Raw genomic sequence first — 15,269 nt, 5'->3', positions numbered from 1 at the left:
TTTGTCGGACGAAGCATCAAGACTTTTGTGGTATGGATCAACCAGGTATTACACCCGGGGTACTGGAATTCCTCGGGGAATTAAAAGCGAATAACAACAGGGAATGGTTTGAAGCCCATAAGCCCCGGTTCCGGAAAATCCAGGGCCAGGTAGGGCAATTTTTCGACGAGGTGGCGAATAACCTCAGAAAGCACGATGAAATTGAACGGGTAAAGATGTTCCGAATTTACAGGGACGTGCGTTTTTCATCCGACAAAACTCCCTACAAACCGCATTTTGCAGGCTCGTTTTCCCGGGCGGGTGCCCACCTGCGCGGCGGGTACTACCTGAGGATCCGCCCGGGCGAAACCTTCGCAGCCGTGGGGTTCTGGGACCCGCGACCCCCGGATTTGCTCCGGATACGGAAGGAACTGGAACTGGACGCAACCGAATTTCGGGCAAGCATTAACGACCCCGGGTTCAGGCGCATCTGGGGCGAGTTGCAGGGGGATGCCGTCAAGACGGCCCCGAAAGGTTTCAGCCGGGACCACGAGGCCATCGACCTGATCCGGCACAAGCAATTTATTTTTGTCCGGGAATTCACCGATGCGCAGGTTGTATCCCCGGGGTTTATCAAAGAGCTGGATACGAGTTACCTGGCTGTAAGGCCCTGGTTCGACCTGATGAGCCAAATACTGACTACAAATCTGAACGGGGAATCGCTGCTAAACCAGTGAGGGGGTTTCCAACAACTGGACCTGGTCCTTGAGCCGCTCGACAACCATTTGCATCATCCGCTTGTTCAGGCTGGATGAACTGGTGATATACCGCTCGTATTCCTCCAGGGTAAATTGCCCAATGACCATGCCTTTCAGGGAATTTCGGAATTTGATATCCTTTTGGATGGCATTTTCTATGTAGTGAAGCTTTTTTTCCAGCCCCAGCTCAAAGAAATACCCTTTGTGCTTTACCGCGTAATTGCGGAAAGCGGCCAACAGGAGGTCGTTCTGCAATTTGATAACGGGTCGCAATGTGGCATTCTGGAATTCTTCGTCTTGGGTCATCTCGGGATGCAGGACGGCCTGGGGAATGTGCGGCCGGATCCCGATTAATTCGGACGATCGGGTGCTCATGACGAGAAGTTTTTTTAAAATTAGGCATTCTCCCGGGCCCCTGCCGGATGGCCTCCCCGAGTTGTTAACTGCTTTATGAACACTCGCAGGGATTCCGGGGCCTGCGGAGGATCGGACGCGCAGCTCTGCCAAAAAAGACCGGCAACTGCGGTTGGATTCCGTATTTTACATCCGTACATTTCAATGGGCCGACAGGGAGGAATGGTGCCCTTGATACCGGCTATTTCCAAGGTGCCTGTCTGGGGTCCTAATGGAGTAAACCCAATTAAAGATCACCCAATGAGCAATGAAACAGTCCATTCCGTCAATCCCTATTCCGGGGAGGTCATTCAGAGCTTCCGGCCACTATCGGTGGAAGAGGTAGCCGTATCGGCGGCACGCGCCCACAAAGCATTTCTGGCATGGCGCAAGGTGCCGGTAGCAGAACGGTGCGGCCTGCTGGAACGCGCCTCTGAAGTCCTGCTCAGCAGGAAATCGGAACTGGCGCAAACCATCACGGCCGAAATGGGCAAACCCATAACGCAATCCCTTGCGGAGATAGAAAAATGCGCCTGGGTGTGCAGGTACTACGCCGGGGAAGCCCCGTCCCAGTTGGCGCGCACGCTTATCGAAACCGATGCGGACCGCAGTTATGTACGCTACGACCCTCTGGGGACTGTCTTGGCGGTAATGCCCTGGAATTACCCTTTCTGGCAGGTTTTCCGGTTTGCCGCCCCGACCCTCACTGCGGGCAATACCGCACTGTTGAAGCACGCGTCCAACGTCTGGTTATGCGGGGAAGCCATAGAATCCGTATTCCGGGAGGCCGGGTATCCCGAAGGGGTCTTCCGCCATCTGAAAATCGGAAGTGACCAGGTGGAAGCCCTCCTGGACCATCCCGCCGTCAAGGCGGTCAGCCTTACGGGGAGTGGGGGAGCAGGCAGTGCAGTGGCCCGGGCGGCCGGCTCCCGGATCAAGAAGTCCCTCCTGGAACTGGGAGGGAATAATGCCCTGGTGGTTTTTGACGACGCAGACCTGGATGCCGCCCTTGAAACCTGTATCCAGGCGCGTTTCCAAAACACGGGCCAGAGCTGCATCGCCGGGAAACGGCTGCTCGTCCATCGGAAGATCGCGGACAGCTTTGTTGCAGCCCTTGTGGACCGGGTAAAAGCCCTGAAGTCCGGGGATCCGGAGGATCCCGACACGTACATCGGCGTGCTGGCCCGGGAAGATCTGGCCCGGGATCTGGAGGCGCAATATCAGGAAAGTGTGAACAAGGGGGCCCATACGGCCTGTGGCGGCAAGCGGGACGGAGCCTTTTTTGAGCCCACCATCCTGACCGGCGTACAGCCGGGGATGCCGGCCTTTGACCAGGAGACATTCGGGCCTTTGCTCGCAGTTACGGAATTTGATGACGAAGACGAAGCCCTGGACCTATTGGGGAATTCACAATACGGCTTGGGGGTTTCGCTCTTTACGCGGGATACGGCGCGGGCGGAACGCCTTGTGCCCGAAATTGAAGAAGGTGCGGTATTTATCAATGAATTGGTCAAAAGCGATCCCAGGTTGCCTTTTGGGGGTGTCAAAGCATCCGGTTACGGAAGGGAACTCTCGGCCCTGGGCATTCGGGAATTCGTGAATGCGAAGACCGTTTATATCGTCGCATCAACGGGGTCAGATCACCCAGGAAAGGATTGAAAGGGCCAGGGAAATGGCAATTTTGACCAGTGTATACACAGCTCGTTCAGTTTTGGTGTCCTCCAAAGTACCAACTCCTTAGCGTTCAGCCATCGGAATTATGAAAAATTTATTTTGAGATTAACAAATTTTGTGATTCCTGAATTCTGCCCAGAATTAACAAAAACGCAACACGGCTCCGTACAGGCTTCAAATATCTTTGTAGTAAATACAGTTCAGCAATGCGATTCCATACGAGAAAATGGGTGAAACCCGGTGATTTAAATGCCAACGGCACGTTGTTCGGGGGGCGCTTGCTTTCCTGGATCGACGAAGAGGCCATCCTTTACAGCATTATCCAGCTGGAAAACAAGAAAGTCGTCACCAAATTCATGTCCGAGATCAACTTCATGTGTACGGCCGAATCCGGTGACATCGTCGAAATAGGCATCGAGGTGGTCAAATTCGGGCAATCCTCCCTGACCCTGCGTTGCGAGGCCAGGAACAAGATGAACCACGAGACGATTGTGACGGTCGACCAGTTAATAGTCGTCAATCTGGACGAAAACGGGAAGCCCCTCCCTCACGGCAAAACCAAGGTGGAATACGTCAAGGATCGCCTGGCCCGGGAGCATCAGTCTTCCTGATCCCAGTTTTCCGCTACGGCCCGGACTTCTTCCATGACCCGTAGCAAATTGCCCCCCCAGAGTTTGCGAATTTCTTCCTCGGTATACCCCCGCTTTACGAGTTCGAGGGTAACATTGAAGGTTTCGGAGGCATCCGACCAGCCTTCGATCCCGCCGCCCCCGTCAAAATCCGAACTGATCCCCACATGGTCAATCCCGATCAGGTCTACCATATAATCAATATGGTCTACGAAATCGGATACATTCACGGCTGGCGGAGCATCCGGTTGGGTGGCGGCAATGCTGTCGGCCAGGTTGCGCACACGGGAATAATAGCCAAAAAAGGCATTGCGCTGCTCCTCTGTCAGGTTGCGGAACTGGGAGCGGTCGTACCATTCGAGGCCCAGGGAATCCGCCACCTGCCGTTGCAGGCCCCTGAGGTATTCTGTTCGCGCCGCGCTCTTATCGGCATCCAGGTAGCTAGCAAAAGCCACGGTCTGCACCACCCCGCCATTTTCCTGCAATTTTCTGAGTTGCTCGTCATCCAGGTTCCGGCTGTGGTCGCAAAGCGCCCTGGCCGAAGAATGCGAGGCGATCAGCGGGGCCTTTGACAATTCAAGCATCTGCAGAGAGGCCGCTTTGGAGGGATGGGAAATATCAATCATAATCCCAAGTCTATTCATCTCTTTTACAGCCTCTTTGCCCAGGTCGCTTAAACCATTGTGGAGCCAAACTCCGTCGGCTTCCCCGGTATTTGAATCCGAGAATTGGCTGTGGCCGTTGTGGGAGAGGGAAACATACCGGGCCCCCATCTCGTAGTAGCGTTCAAAATTGCCCAGATCCGTACCCATGGGGTAGGCGTTCTCAACCCCGATCATGGCAACCTTCCGACCCGATTCGTGAATTTCACGAACCTCCCCGGCCGTTGTGGCCAACCCGATTTGGTCCGGGGCGATCTCTTCGCAGAGCCGGTGGATGGCCTCAAATTTTGACATCGCATTTTCAGCCGCTGCGGCATACCCCTCCGTTGTCAGGGTATCCTGTCCGGTATAGACAATGAACCAGGCCACATCCAGGCCGCCCTCTTCCATTTTCGGCAGGTTTATCTGGCTTTCGAGGCGTTGCGTGTAATTGATGCTGTCGGTGAAATTACGGACATTGATATCGTCGTGGGTATCGATGGTGATGACCGCATCGTGTATGGCACGGGCTTTTTCCTCCAGGGAGGGTTCGGCCGGCTTTTCGGATTCGCCGCAGGCAAGGATCAACAGGAAGAAGGGGATAAAACGTAAAATCTTCATATTAAAATAGGGTTTTACCAACAAATAAAGGGGTTTGACAACACGCTGGGCAATATAGGGAACATTTAATTGTAGGCCCTAAGGCATTTGCGGATTTTTACGTAGTTCACCGATAATACCAACCGGATAAACCAATCCCATGCCCACAAGTTCTCAAGGCCTCCTGCAGCAAATAGCCGAATTGCGATCTGCCATTGATGGTTTTTCTTTTGACCAGATGAGCATCGGGGAAGCCAAAACCCTCAAAAGTCGTTTTGAAGCATTTTGCAGGCAATTGGAAGACAAAATCTGGGATCCGGGGGCCGGGGAGGAGGCGTCAGCCGAATTGCCCGAGGCCTCCAGGGACTCCCAAATGCTGATTGCAACCGTCAGCCATGAAATCCGTACGCCCCTTAGCGGGATCATCGGATTTACCGACCTGCTTTCCGAAAGCCCGCTGGGGGAACGGGAAGCGGAATACGTCGGCGCTATCCGGTCGGCAGCCCACGGATTGCTGGAAATCGTCAATGAACTCAGGGAATTCTCAACTATCGAATCGGGTACCTGGAAAGCGGCCAGCATTCCGTTTAACCCGAAGCAGGTGCTCGGGGAGGTGGGGTACCTCTGCAAAACCCTGATAGTGCGCGACAATGTGGCCTTTCGAACGGAAATTGCCCGGGACCTGCCCGACCTGTTGCTGGGGGATCCTTCCAAATTGTCGCAGATACTGATGAATCTTCTCGGAAATGCCATCAAATTTACGGCCTCCGGGCACATCACCCTGCGGATGCGCTGCGAATGGCGCAAACGGACCTGTACGCTCCACGGGGAAGTCGAAGACACCGGTCCCGGGATTCAGCCCTCAGACCTCGGCCTGATATTTAACCCTTTTCACCAGGGGGGGCAAACCGGGGAGACCCAGGGAATCGGCACAGGACTGGGGCTCAGTATCGTAAAAAAAATCATCGAGCGGCAGGGGGGCGCCATATGGGCGGAAAGCGAGCCAGGAAGCGGATCGCGCTTTAGTTTCCGCCTGCCGTACACCCTGGGAACCACCTCCCCGGAACCGGGCACCCTGCAGGAGCCTGAATCGCCGGATGAAAAGCGTTTGGAAGGGAAGCGCATTTTGGTGTTTGAAGACAACCCCCTGAATATGAAACTGCTTGAGACCCGGCTGAAAAGCTGGGGGTGCCACGTTTACCGGGCAGAACAGGCTGCCTACGGCATGGCCTTACTTCAGAAGAACCCGGTAGACCTGATCCTGATGGACCTGCACCTGCCGCAGGCAAACGGTTTTGAATTGAGCCGGCAAATCCGCAATCACTCCGAGCCGGGTTTGCAGAATATCCCAATCATCGCGGTAACCGCCGATTTCACCGCCCGGGACGAAGAACGGCGGAAGGCAAGCGGTATCGACGATGTCCTTTTAAAACCCTATGTCCCTGCCGAGCTTTTCGGGAGGCTTGAGTTTTACCTCCAAAATGGAAGGGCTGTCCCAAACGAAGCCCATTCGCGCCCCGAAAAACTGGGGAAGATTGATGTACAGGCACTATGGGCGGAATGCTCAGGGGATATGGACGTCCTGGAGCAATTGATTGGCTTGCTCAAAAATAACCTGCTGGAATTCATCGGGAAAATCCGGTTGCACCTCCCTACTGCCGACTATGCGCAAATCACCGCTGCGGCACACAAGGTAAAGTCAGGCCTGCGGATGGTCCGTGCCGGATACTGGCTGGAACATGTGGAGGCCATACATCAGCTAAGCAAGCAAGAGACGGGCCTGGGGGAAATCGGACAACGATTCGACGAGCTCGCTGAGGATTTTCCCCGGTTAGAAGCCCAGTTGGAGCGGGAGGTGGAAAAATTGAAAAAAGATCAGGGTCATGGTTGAAAAGAAAATATTACTTGCAGAAGACGACGAAATGCTGGCTTCCCTGCTCAAATTCCGACTGGAAAAGGGGGGGTACGCTGTATCGCATGCCCGCGACGGACGGCAGGTTAAGGAGTATCTGGAAAGCCAAAAGGCGGATATCATTATCAGCGATATCATGATGCCTTATTTTTCGGGGATTGAGCTGGTGGAATTCCTGCGCAATGAGCTCGAGGATTCGACCCCCGTAATCATTATGTCCACGGCCGGGAATGAATCAAACGTCCTGAATGCCTTTGAAATGGGGGCGGATGACTTTGTGTCCAAGCCGGTCAGCCCGTCCGAACTCCTTGTGCGGGTAGGAAAATTACTGAGACAACGGGCGTATTGATAAACCTGTCTATTACATATTACCCCCTGCGATTGCTGGAAGCCCCTGAAATCCATACGGATTTACTCTGGGACCTCGGTTTGCTTTTCGGCGGGCTGGGGTTTCTGTATTTTTTGCTGATTTTCTGGCTGCGCAACCGGAATACCCGCCGGGAACGATCCAATCTGGAGAAAAAACGCGAACTGGCCCCAATGATCAGCAACTTCCTGTTTTTTGAACAGGAAAACGACACGGAGCTTCGGGAAACGTATATCCGGATGAAACTGGAAATACGGGAGATGCTCAAAACCCCGAAAAACCGCCGGGTGCTCACGGAAGTCCTGATGGACTTGCGGTTGGATGTCTCCGGAGATGCCCGCGACCGGCTGTTCCGGCTCTACCAGGACCTGGGCCTGGACCAGGATGCCTACCAAATGCTCAATAGCTGGCGATGGGAGCGCGTTTCCCGGGGGATACGCCAACTCACGGAAATGCGGGTGACCCAGGCGTACGGCTTTATCAGGAAGTTTATCAACGACCGGAGGGGGGTAATCCGCAAACAGGCCGAGTTGGCCACCGTCACGCTCCGGAAAGAGGGAATGGCCTATTTCCTGGATACCACCCGGTACGGCATTTCGGAATGGCAGCAACTCAAGTTGCTGGAGATCCTTCAGCATCGGGAGGACTACCAACCGCCGCGATTTGGCGACTGGCTCGTATCCGAAAACAAGCACGTGGTGTTGTTTTCCCTGCGATTGATCCGGCATTTTCGTCAGAACGAGGCGGAAGCCGCCATCCTGCAATTGCTTCGGCACCGCGACCAGAGCGTAAAGGTCGCGGCTATTGAATGCATCCGGGAGTTTCATTTCGAGTCGGCCCGCGCCCCCCTGAAGGCCTTGTTCAAAAAGTCCGGGGAGGCCGTGAAGTTGTCCATATTAAACACCCTGGAAACCATTGGCAACCCCGGGGATTGCGACTTCCTGCAGCAGCAGGCCCAATCGGATACCAATTTCATCGTGCGTTCCAAAGCCCGCAGTGTCCTGAACCGACTGGTGCCCGATTCGGTACTTCCCCAGGCCAATCTGGAAGCGCCTGTGGAAGAAATGGTTGCGCCCACCCCGCAGCCGGAAACGACCTCCCGGGCTGACGAACTGGAAGTGCGCGATGAACAGGTGGTTGGTGATGAGGACGGAAATTTTTACGAATTGGAAGTTGCCGGGGCGGAGGAAATCACTATTGACGTCGAGGAGACACACGAAGAGGAAATCACGGATGAGGATCTGGCGCTGTTCGATATCTGCCTGTTGCAGGAATTGGATGCCATCCTCAACGAATACATCTCGGAGTCCCCGGCGGAAAATCCCGTACCTGAATTTTTGCCCATGGTAACCGAATCAGCCCCGCCGGCACCCCGGGACATTCAACCCTTCCGAAACCTGCCCGTAACGGCCGAAATCCTCGAGGAGGCCCCGGAAGAACCGGCTCCAGGCAATCGGGATGACTTCCGACAGCCCGCGTTTGAACTGGACGGAGAGCCGGATGCTGCCCCGGACAACCTGGAGTATTTCCAGGCGGCCCCGCGGGAGGGAGACCCTGGGGATACATTTTCTATCGTCCGGGAATTCTACAACCATTGCGATGCGGAATCCAAGCTGATCCTGCTTGCCGCCATTCCCGAAGTGGGAGAAGAAAAGGAGCTGGCGTATTTAAACTCCCTGGCCGATGACCCGGAACCCGAAGTCCGGAAAGCCGTCCGGGAAGCCATCCGGCAGTTGACTGAAAAATTAGGGGATGCTTCTCCACGGACTGGCCGGAAGGCCGATTGCGACCATCAGCCCCCTGCCGCAACAGAGGCGGAGGAACCGGGGGAGACCGGCGCCAAACCCACGCGATATGGCGGTCAATTTATCGACTTTACGCCGGACTTTGAGGCCATCAGGCCGCAAAAACCTGGCCCGGATAACCGGGTGGCAACCAAACCAACCGCGGATAGACCCGGGATAAACCCTACGGATGAATAGCGAAGTATTCGACATATTGCTGGACTATATCAACATCGTCTTCCTGTTGTTCACGGTGGTCCTGTTTACCCTTTTTACCATCATGGGGTACTTGTCCACCAGGAATTCCATCCACTACAGGCATAAGAACAGTATTGGCGATATCTCCCGGACCATGGCCTCCCCGCTGGCGCCGAGTATCACGATTATTGCCCCAGCATACAACGAAGGGTTGACCATTGTGGAAAACATCCGCTCCTTGCTGTCCCTACGCTATGTAAACTACGAGGTTATGGTAGTAAACGACGGCAGCAAGGATGATACCCTTGAGAAAATGGTGGCTGCCTATGACCTGGAACGGGTCCCGATGGACATTGACCCGGAGTGGCCCTGTAAACCCATCCGGGGGGTGTATAAATCCCGGCAACGGTCCTTTGAGAAATTGACCGTCATCGATAAGGAAAACGGGGGCAAATCCGATGCGCTCAATACCGGGATGCGACTTTCGGAAAGCAAATACATCGGTTGTATCGATGTGGACTGCCTGCTGCTCCCGGACGCGCTCCTGCACGTGGTGAAGGCGTTTTACGAACACACCAGCAAACGAGTTATCGCCGTTGGCGGGGTTATACGGGTAGCCAATTCCTGTAAGATCGACGGGGGTACCCTCGAGGAGATCCGCCTGCCGAAGAATTGGCTGGCCCGCTTCCAACTCCTGGAATACACCCGTTCATTCCTGCTCGGCAGGATGGCCTGGGGCCGGATAGACAGCCTGTTAATTATTTCCGGGGCATTCGGGTTTTTTGACCGGCAGATTGCACTGGAAGCGGGGGGCTACGACACGGGCACGGTAGGGGAGGACATGGAGATCGTGTTCCGGATGCGACGCCTGATGCACGACAACGACACCCCATATACAGTTGCCTATATACCCGATCCGCTCTGCTGGACCGAGGTGCCGGAAGACCTGGGGATCTTCATTAACCAGCGCGACCGGTGGTCCCGCGGGAACCTGGAGACGCTCTATCGGCACCGGGATATGTTCTTTAACCCGAAATACGGCAGGCTGGGCATGCTGAGCTATCCGTACTGGTTGTTTTACGAATGGCTGGCACCCATCCTGGAGTTCACCGGTTTCTTTTCCATTTTGGCCTTCGCCTACCTGGGAATCTTGAACTGGGAATTTTTTGTGGCGATTACGGCAACGGTTTACGCCTTTGCGGCCATGTTTTCATTCTATGCGGTCCTCTGGGACGTATGGTCTTACAACCAATACACCCGGACGCGCGATATTCTCACGCTCCTGTTCTGTGCCCTGGTGGAACCGGTGGTATTCCACCCGGTGGTGGTATGGTCCTCCATTCGCGGAAATTTTAAGAAACTATTCAAGATCAATTCCGGCTGGGGCTCCCAGGTCCGGAAAGGATTTGCAAAAGCATGATCGCGTGAAATGGCCATCCCTCTTTAGCGCCCGTCCGGGAAAACGATACCTCCGCGATTACGTCCGGTTGGTAATCGGGTTTTATGCCAGTCTGATCCTGCTGGCAGGTTATCAGCAGGTCCGGCTTTATGAATTCGGGGTACTCGACAGTTTTCTCAATAGCAATTTATTGTTGCTTCTGGTCCATCATCTGGGCTTTACGGCACTGGTTGCCTTCTTCTATGCCTTTGTTTTCAAGGCGATAGAGAAGAAACGCCCCGGGTGGGGTTTCCGGTCTGCGGCAGGGTTCTTTCTTGCCCTGTTGCTGGCAGAGGTACTCCTGACCGAGTATTTTATCCGGGTGTTTGACCTGGCCGGCAGGGAGTTCGCGTCCCAGTTGCGGGGTGTTTTCTCGCCGACGCAAATGGTCCTGACCTGCGCGATATCGCTGGTAGTGCTTGGTACCGCGTACCGGTTGGCCTATCGGTCAAGCAAGCGTTTTTACCGGGCAATCAGCGGGATGTATCCGTTTACAATCCTATTGTTTACCTTATTTCTGGCAACGCTCTGGTCGGATCGGAAGCCCGTAAACAGGAACAAGGTAGAATTTGTGGGAAGCGAGTTTATCCGGGCTTTGACGGCAGGGGAGGTGTACGAGGGATCCGACCCGAACCCGTTTTACCGGACCTGGTCGCCGCCCGACCCCCTGGGCCCGTATGTAAACTGGCAGGAGGAGGAGCCGCATGTAGTAATACTCCTCGTCGAGGGACTCAGTCGGGATTTTATAGGGGAAGATGCGCCGTTGCGGGCATTTACCCCATTTCTGGATTCCCTGAGAACCCAATCCCTTTTCTGGGAAAACTACCTGAGCAATGCGCGGGAAAGCAGCCAGGCCCCGATGTTGGTATCCGGTTCGTTGCCCCAGGGCCCCGGAGGGTTTACAGATGCCCCGCACAGTCCCAACCGGATGACCATGTTTTCCCTGCTCAGAAAAAATGGATACAGGACCAGTTTTCAATATGGCGGAAATGCCTCCCTGAACGGTTGGGACCGTTTCCTGTACGAGGAACGCCTTGACGAGCTCACGGACCGCAAGGCTTTCGGAAGCCAATACGCCCTTCAGGATCCCGATGCTGCGGGTATTTCCCTTGGTTATCCGGATGGTGATTTGTTTGACCGGTACCTGGAATCATACTCTGCGGGTAGCGTCCCACGTCTTGATATCCTACAGACACTCAGCACTTCCAGGCCCTATCTGATCCCCGATGCGGATGCCTACCAGGATCGGGTATCCCAAATCCTCGATCGCTCCGGCCTGGATGCCCGGCAGCGCCGGATTGTGCGAAAAAACCGCGATTTAATCGCCGCCATGGCCTATACGGACCGACAAATCGGCAAATTCCTCAAAAAATTCAGCAGACTTCCTGCAGCTGGAAATACGCTTTTTATAATTACCGGTACGCATCGCCCCTTGGGACTGCCTGCGAGCGAATCCCTGGACCAGTACCGCGTCCCGCTCCTGGTGTACAGCCCGCTGCTCAAGGGGAATCGCGTTTTTGAACAAGTCGCCTCCCACCTGGATGTGGCACCCTCCATCCTGGGGAGCCTTTCCCGCTATTACGGCCTTCAGTTGCCTGCCCAGGCCGCCTGGATGGGAGGATCCCTGATTCCCGGGGAATCCGGGCGCAAGGAGAAACCTATTCCCCTTTATAGGGACCACAGCGGTCTCAGGGGGGTTATCGACGGTAAAACCGCCTACATGGATGGCCGGGCGATTGGCCTCGACGGAAGTCTTCAGCCACGAGAGGCGGCAGGTGAAACCGGGCAGGAGATCGAATCCCGGTTCCGGTTCCAGAAGGCGGCCGAACGCTATGTGTTGGAAAACAATGCCCTGATACCGGAGTCCGCTGCCCCCTACGAAAAACTGATCCGGGAGCCGGGGAAGAAGGAGATGGTCTGGATCCACAGCGTCTTCAGCGGTTCCGATCTGGATAAAGCCTACGACATTGCCAGGGGCCTGGCCTTTGAAGGGCGGCGGGACCGGGCCCGATTGCTGTGCGAGTATATCCTGACCCGGGTGCCGGGCCACGTGGACAGTGAAATTCTTTTGGGCAGGATACACGCCTGGGAGGGGGATTACCGGACGGCCGAGGACATCCTCCAGCAGGTTGTCCAGAAATACCCGGTTTACCCGGACGGGTATTCCGCCCTGCTCGATGTGTACTTCTGGTCCGGGCAACACCAGAAAGCGCAGTACCTGGAGCCAGCTATAAAGGCAAACCTGGGGGGTAGCAACTCCCTGAAGGACAAAATGGACCGGGCCCGGCGGTTGCTTTCACAAAACCAGCAGTGATGATTATTTCGAGGAAAATATTCAAAGTATGTGTGTTTGCCACCGGCATCTGCCTCAGTACTCAGGGCCAGCGGTCCGGGTATGACCCGGATGTGGTTTTGGAATACGCCCAGACCCTGGCCTTCTCGGGTCAAACCGGCCCGGCCAGGGATACCCTGGCGGCCGTCTTAACGGATTACCCGGAATATACCGATGTGGAGACCCTGCTGGCAAAGACGTATAGTTGGGAGGGGAATTACGACCAGGCCCGGCGGCACCTGAACCGGGTGACGTCCCGGGAGCGCCTGCATACGGAATCCTGGCTGGCTGCCATCCGCAATGAACAATACGCCGGGAACAGGAGCCTCGCCCTGGGGCTGGCAAACAAGGCGCTGATGTATCTGGGGCCGGACAGTGCAATTACGCGTATCCGCAGGGAAATCCTCGATTCCAAATCGAGCCAAACACCCCGGGAAGAGGCGGGATCCTGGCAGAACAGCATCAGCCTTGAAAACCAATTGCAGGTCTTTGACAATACCTTCGATCCGATGGTATATGCTACTTTGGAATACGAGCGCCAAACCCCTGTAGGAAAGGTTATCCCGCGGATCAATTACAGCAATCGCTTCAATACGCATGGCGTCCAGTATGAATTGGATCTGTATCCGCGGGTGTCCAAAACCTTCTACGCCTATCTTAATTACGGTTACTCCGCAGCCCCGACCTACCCCGTTCACCGGGCAGGGGTGGAGCTATTCGCAAACCTTCCCTCGGCCATGGAGGTATCCCTGGGAGGGCGGCACCTCGATTTCAGGGAGACTTCCGTTCGGCTGATTACCGGATCCTTTGGCCTGTACAGGGGGAATTACTACCTGAATTTCCGACCTTTTGTAAGTGTTTTCCGGGACCGGGATCCGGGATTTTCCGGAAGTATCCTGGCCCGCAGATATCTGGATCACGCCACCCATTATCTCGGGTTGCGGGCCGTTTACGGATTCAACCCGGAATTACAGCAATTGCGATCCGGGGATCAGCTCCTGGCCGAATCATTGTTTTTTGTGGAATCCCAGCAAGTGCAGTTGGAATACCAGTTTACCGGTGCCTCCCGAAGAAACCGCTACCGGGCGCAATTAGGGCTTGCCCGACAGGAACTGGTCCTGGAACCCGGTTCGTTTTTCCTGGCAATTCAGGCCGGGTTGCGCTACCAGGCCGGTTTTTAGGGCCTTACCACCGGGAAAATAACCTTGCCAACAACAATAGTCGTTTTCACCACAAAATATTGGACGTCCTCCGGATTTCATTTAGGTTTAATCCAGTGTTAATGAGTATCCCAGATCTCAAAATAACTAGTAACCGAAACCAAGCTTACCATGTTATACGATACCTACGGCGAGGAATACCTCACATTCCTGAGAGAGTTAAATGAAATTTTAAGTTTGAATGAATTGGCCGAGCTGGACTACCTCTAGCCCGGACGCTTATAATTAGTGGAATCCCAAATCCCCGAAACTATGGCAAATTACAATGAAGACAATGCGGCCTATATGGACTTTATCCAGGCCCTGAATGAAATCCTGCTGGATTTTGACATCAGCAGACTTAGCTGTTCATAATGTTTAGTGTGTATTGAAAAAAGCGGCCCTGGGGCCGCTTTTTTTATGGTTTCGGGTGTCCGAACACCCTTCGCTTATGCTATCTATCCCAAATACGCTTTGAGCAACTTGCTCCTGGAATGGTGGCGCAGCTTGCGAATGGCTTTTTCGCGTATTTGCCGGACCCGTTCACGGGTCAGGTCAAAAGTTTGTCCGATTTCGGCCAGCGTCATCGATTGCTGGTCTCCGATTCCGTAATAAAGTTTCACCACATCCGCCTCGCGGGGCGACAGGGTTTCCAGCGCCCGGTTAATCTCGGTGTTCAAAGACTGGAGCATCAGGGATTTGTCCGGTTTCGGGGACTCTCCCGAACGAAGTACATCGTACAAATTCGAATCTTCGCCTTCGCGAAGCGGGGCATCCATGCTGACATGCCTTCCGGAATTCTTGATGGATTGCTTGACCTCGCTCACCGTCATATCGAGTTCTTTGGCGATCTCTTCTGCAGAAGGTGGGCGCTCGTGGGCCTGCTCCAGGTAGGAAAATGTTTTTTTGATCTTATTGATCGAGCCGATCTTGTTAAGAGGCAGCCTTACAACACGGGATTGTTCGGCCAGTGCCTGCAGAATGGATTGACGAATCCACCAAACGGCGTAGGAGATGAACTTAAACCCCCGGGTTTCATCAAAACGCTTCGCGGCCTTTACCAGGCCCACATTGCCCTCATTGATCAGGTCAGGCAGCTTGAGCCCCTGATTCTGGTATTGTTTGGCTACGGACACCACAAACCGGAGGTTGGCTTTGGTAAGCTTCTCCAGTGCGAGTTGGTCTCCCTGTTTGATGCGTTGTGCGAGTTCTACTTCCTCATTGGCGGTTATCAGATCAATTTTACTTATATCTTGCAGGTACTTGTCAAGCGATTTGGACTCCCGGTTAGTGACCTGCTTGACAATTTTTAATTGCCTCATGTACGTATAAAGGGTTTAAGTTAACATCTTCTCATTATAAGCT

Annotated in this window: 12 protein-coding genes; 9 read left to right on the top strand and 3 right to left on the bottom strand. The window is 54.5% G+C overall.

Annotated elements, in window-relative coordinates; all coding sequences use genetic code 11:
- Nucleotides 1-32 precede the first annotated feature (32 nt).
- The gene (locus AC3DKS_RS02430) at nucleotides 33-716 is read left to right on the top strand and encodes a DUF2461 domain-containing protein (protein WP_015754976.1); all 684 of its coding nucleotides are present in this window, start codon (nucleotides 33-35) and stop codon (nucleotides 714-716) included.
- On the opposite strand, the gene AC3DKS_RS02425 is transcribed toward AC3DKS_RS02430, so the two are convergent.
- Nucleotides 705-1,112, bottom strand: a complete 408-nt coding sequence (locus tag AC3DKS_RS02425) for a hypothetical protein (protein WP_015754975.1) — start codon at nucleotides 1,110-1,112, stop codon at nucleotides 705-707. The two genes, AC3DKS_RS02430 and AC3DKS_RS02425, sit on opposite strands and share 12 nt — an antisense overlap.
- Nucleotides 1,113-1,391: 279 nt before the next feature.
- On the opposite strand from AC3DKS_RS02425, the gene AC3DKS_RS02420 reads away from it, so the two are divergent.
- On the top strand, nucleotides 1,392-2,789 hold the full coding sequence (locus AC3DKS_RS02420) for an NAD-dependent succinate-semialdehyde dehydrogenase (protein ID WP_474731383.1): 1,398 nt from the start codon (nucleotides 1,392-1,394) through the stop codon (nucleotides 2,787-2,789).
- A gap of 221 nt (nucleotides 2,790-3,010) precedes the next feature.
- Nucleotides 3,011-3,415, top strand: a complete 405-nt coding sequence (locus tag AC3DKS_RS02415; RefSeq protein WP_015754973.1) for an acyl-CoA thioesterase — start codon at nucleotides 3,011-3,013, stop codon at nucleotides 3,413-3,415.
- On the opposite strand, the gene AC3DKS_RS02410 is transcribed toward AC3DKS_RS02415, so the two are convergent.
- A complete protein-coding gene (locus tag AC3DKS_RS02410; RefSeq protein ID WP_272607326.1) occupies nucleotides 3,403-4,695 on the bottom strand; it encodes a dipeptidase in 1,293 nt (430 codons plus the stop codon). The genes AC3DKS_RS02415 and AC3DKS_RS02410 overlap by 13 nt on opposite strands.
- Nucleotides 4,696-4,834: 139 nt before the next feature.
- Here AC3DKS_RS02410 and AC3DKS_RS02405 point away from each other — a divergent pair, with 139 nt between their 5' ends.
- From AC3DKS_RS02405 to AC3DKS_RS02380, 6 genes are read left to right on the top strand one after another with little or no spacing between them, the layout of a single operon-like run.
- Entirely contained in the window at nucleotides 4,835-6,565 is a 1,731-nt protein-coding gene (locus AC3DKS_RS02405; protein ID WP_272607325.1) for an ATP-binding protein, read from the top strand.
- A complete protein-coding gene (locus tag AC3DKS_RS02400; protein ID WP_272607324.1) occupies nucleotides 6,558-6,935 on the top strand; it encodes a response regulator transcription factor in 378 nt (125 codons plus the stop codon). Before AC3DKS_RS02405 ends, AC3DKS_RS02400 begins: the two co-directional genes overlap by 8 nt.
- 32 nt (nucleotides 6,936-6,967) lie before the next feature.
- Nucleotides 6,968-8,935 carry a HEAT repeat domain-containing protein gene (locus tag AC3DKS_RS02395; RefSeq protein WP_148214360.1) on the top strand — a complete coding sequence of 656 codons (1,968 nt, stop codon included), beginning with the start codon at nucleotides 6,968-6,970 and terminating at the stop codon, nucleotides 8,933-8,935.
- Nucleotides 8,928-10,355: a glycosyltransferase family 2 protein gene (locus tag AC3DKS_RS02390; RefSeq protein ID WP_041327215.1), complete on the top strand. Its 1,428-nt coding sequence runs from the start codon at nucleotides 8,928-8,930 to the stop codon at nucleotides 10,353-10,355. The genes AC3DKS_RS02395 and AC3DKS_RS02390 overlap by 8 nt, the downstream gene beginning before the upstream one ends.
- Nucleotides 10,356-10,359: 4 nt before the next feature.
- A complete protein-coding gene (locus tag AC3DKS_RS02385) occupies nucleotides 10,360-12,687 on the top strand; it encodes an LTA synthase family protein (protein WP_015754967.1) in 2,328 nt (775 codons plus the stop codon).
- On the top strand, nucleotides 12,687-13,886 hold the full coding sequence (locus AC3DKS_RS02380) for a YaiO family outer membrane beta-barrel protein (RefSeq protein ID WP_272607323.1): 1,200 nt from the start codon (nucleotides 12,687-12,689) through the stop codon (nucleotides 13,884-13,886). The genes AC3DKS_RS02385 and AC3DKS_RS02380 overlap by 1 nt, the downstream gene beginning before the upstream one ends.
- Nucleotides 13,887-14,362: 476 nt before the next feature.
- Here the strand turns inward: AC3DKS_RS02380 and AC3DKS_RS02375 are convergent, their stop codons facing one another.
- Nucleotides 14,363-15,226 carry a sigma-70 family RNA polymerase sigma factor gene (locus AC3DKS_RS02375; protein ID WP_015754963.1) on the bottom strand — a complete coding sequence of 288 codons (864 nt, stop codon included), beginning with the start codon at nucleotides 15,224-15,226 and terminating at the stop codon, nucleotides 14,363-14,365.
- Between the last annotated feature and the right edge of the window lie 43 nt (nucleotides 15,227-15,269).

The sequence above is a fragment of the Robiginitalea sp. genome, from assembly GCF_982776155.1.
This window is presented reverse-complemented; position numbering and strand designations above follow the sequence as displayed.

Excerpts from the sequence above, each read along its gene's own strand:
- AC3DKS_RS02390 (WP_041327215.1), top strand. The coding sequence starts at position 8,928 with ATGAATAGCGAAGTATTCGACATATTGCTGGACTATATCAACATCGTC.
- AC3DKS_RS02410 (WP_272607326.1), bottom strand. The coding sequence starts at position 4,695 with ATGAAGATTTTACGTTTTATCCCCTTCTTCCTGTTGATCCTTGCCTGC.
- AC3DKS_RS02415 (WP_015754973.1), top strand. The coding sequence starts at position 3,011 with ATGCGATTCCATACGAGAAAATGGGTGAAACCCGGTGATTTAAATGCC.
- AC3DKS_RS02425 (WP_015754975.1), bottom strand. The coding sequence starts at position 1,112 with ATGAGCACCCGATCGTCCGAATTAATCGGGATCCGGCCGCACATTCCC.
- AC3DKS_RS02430 (WP_015754976.1), top strand. The coding sequence starts at position 33 with ATGGATCAACCAGGTATTACACCCGGGGTACTGGAATTCCTCGGGGAA.
- AC3DKS_RS02380 (WP_272607323.1), top strand. The coding sequence starts at position 12,687 with ATGATTATTTCGAGGAAAATATTCAAAGTATGTGTGTTTGCCACCGGC.
- AC3DKS_RS02375 (WP_015754963.1), bottom strand. The coding sequence starts at position 15,226 with ATGAGGCAATTAAAAATTGTCAAGCAGGTCACTAACCGGGAGTCCAAA.
- AC3DKS_RS02420 (WP_474731383.1), top strand. The coding sequence starts at position 1,392 with ATGAGCAATGAAACAGTCCATTCCGTCAATCCCTATTCCGGGGAGGTC.
- AC3DKS_RS02400 (WP_272607324.1), top strand. The coding sequence starts at position 6,558 with ATGGTTGAAAAGAAAATATTACTTGCAGAAGACGACGAAATGCTGGCT.
- AC3DKS_RS02405 (WP_272607325.1), top strand. The coding sequence starts at position 4,835 with ATGCCCACAAGTTCTCAAGGCCTCCTGCAGCAAATAGCCGAATTGCGA.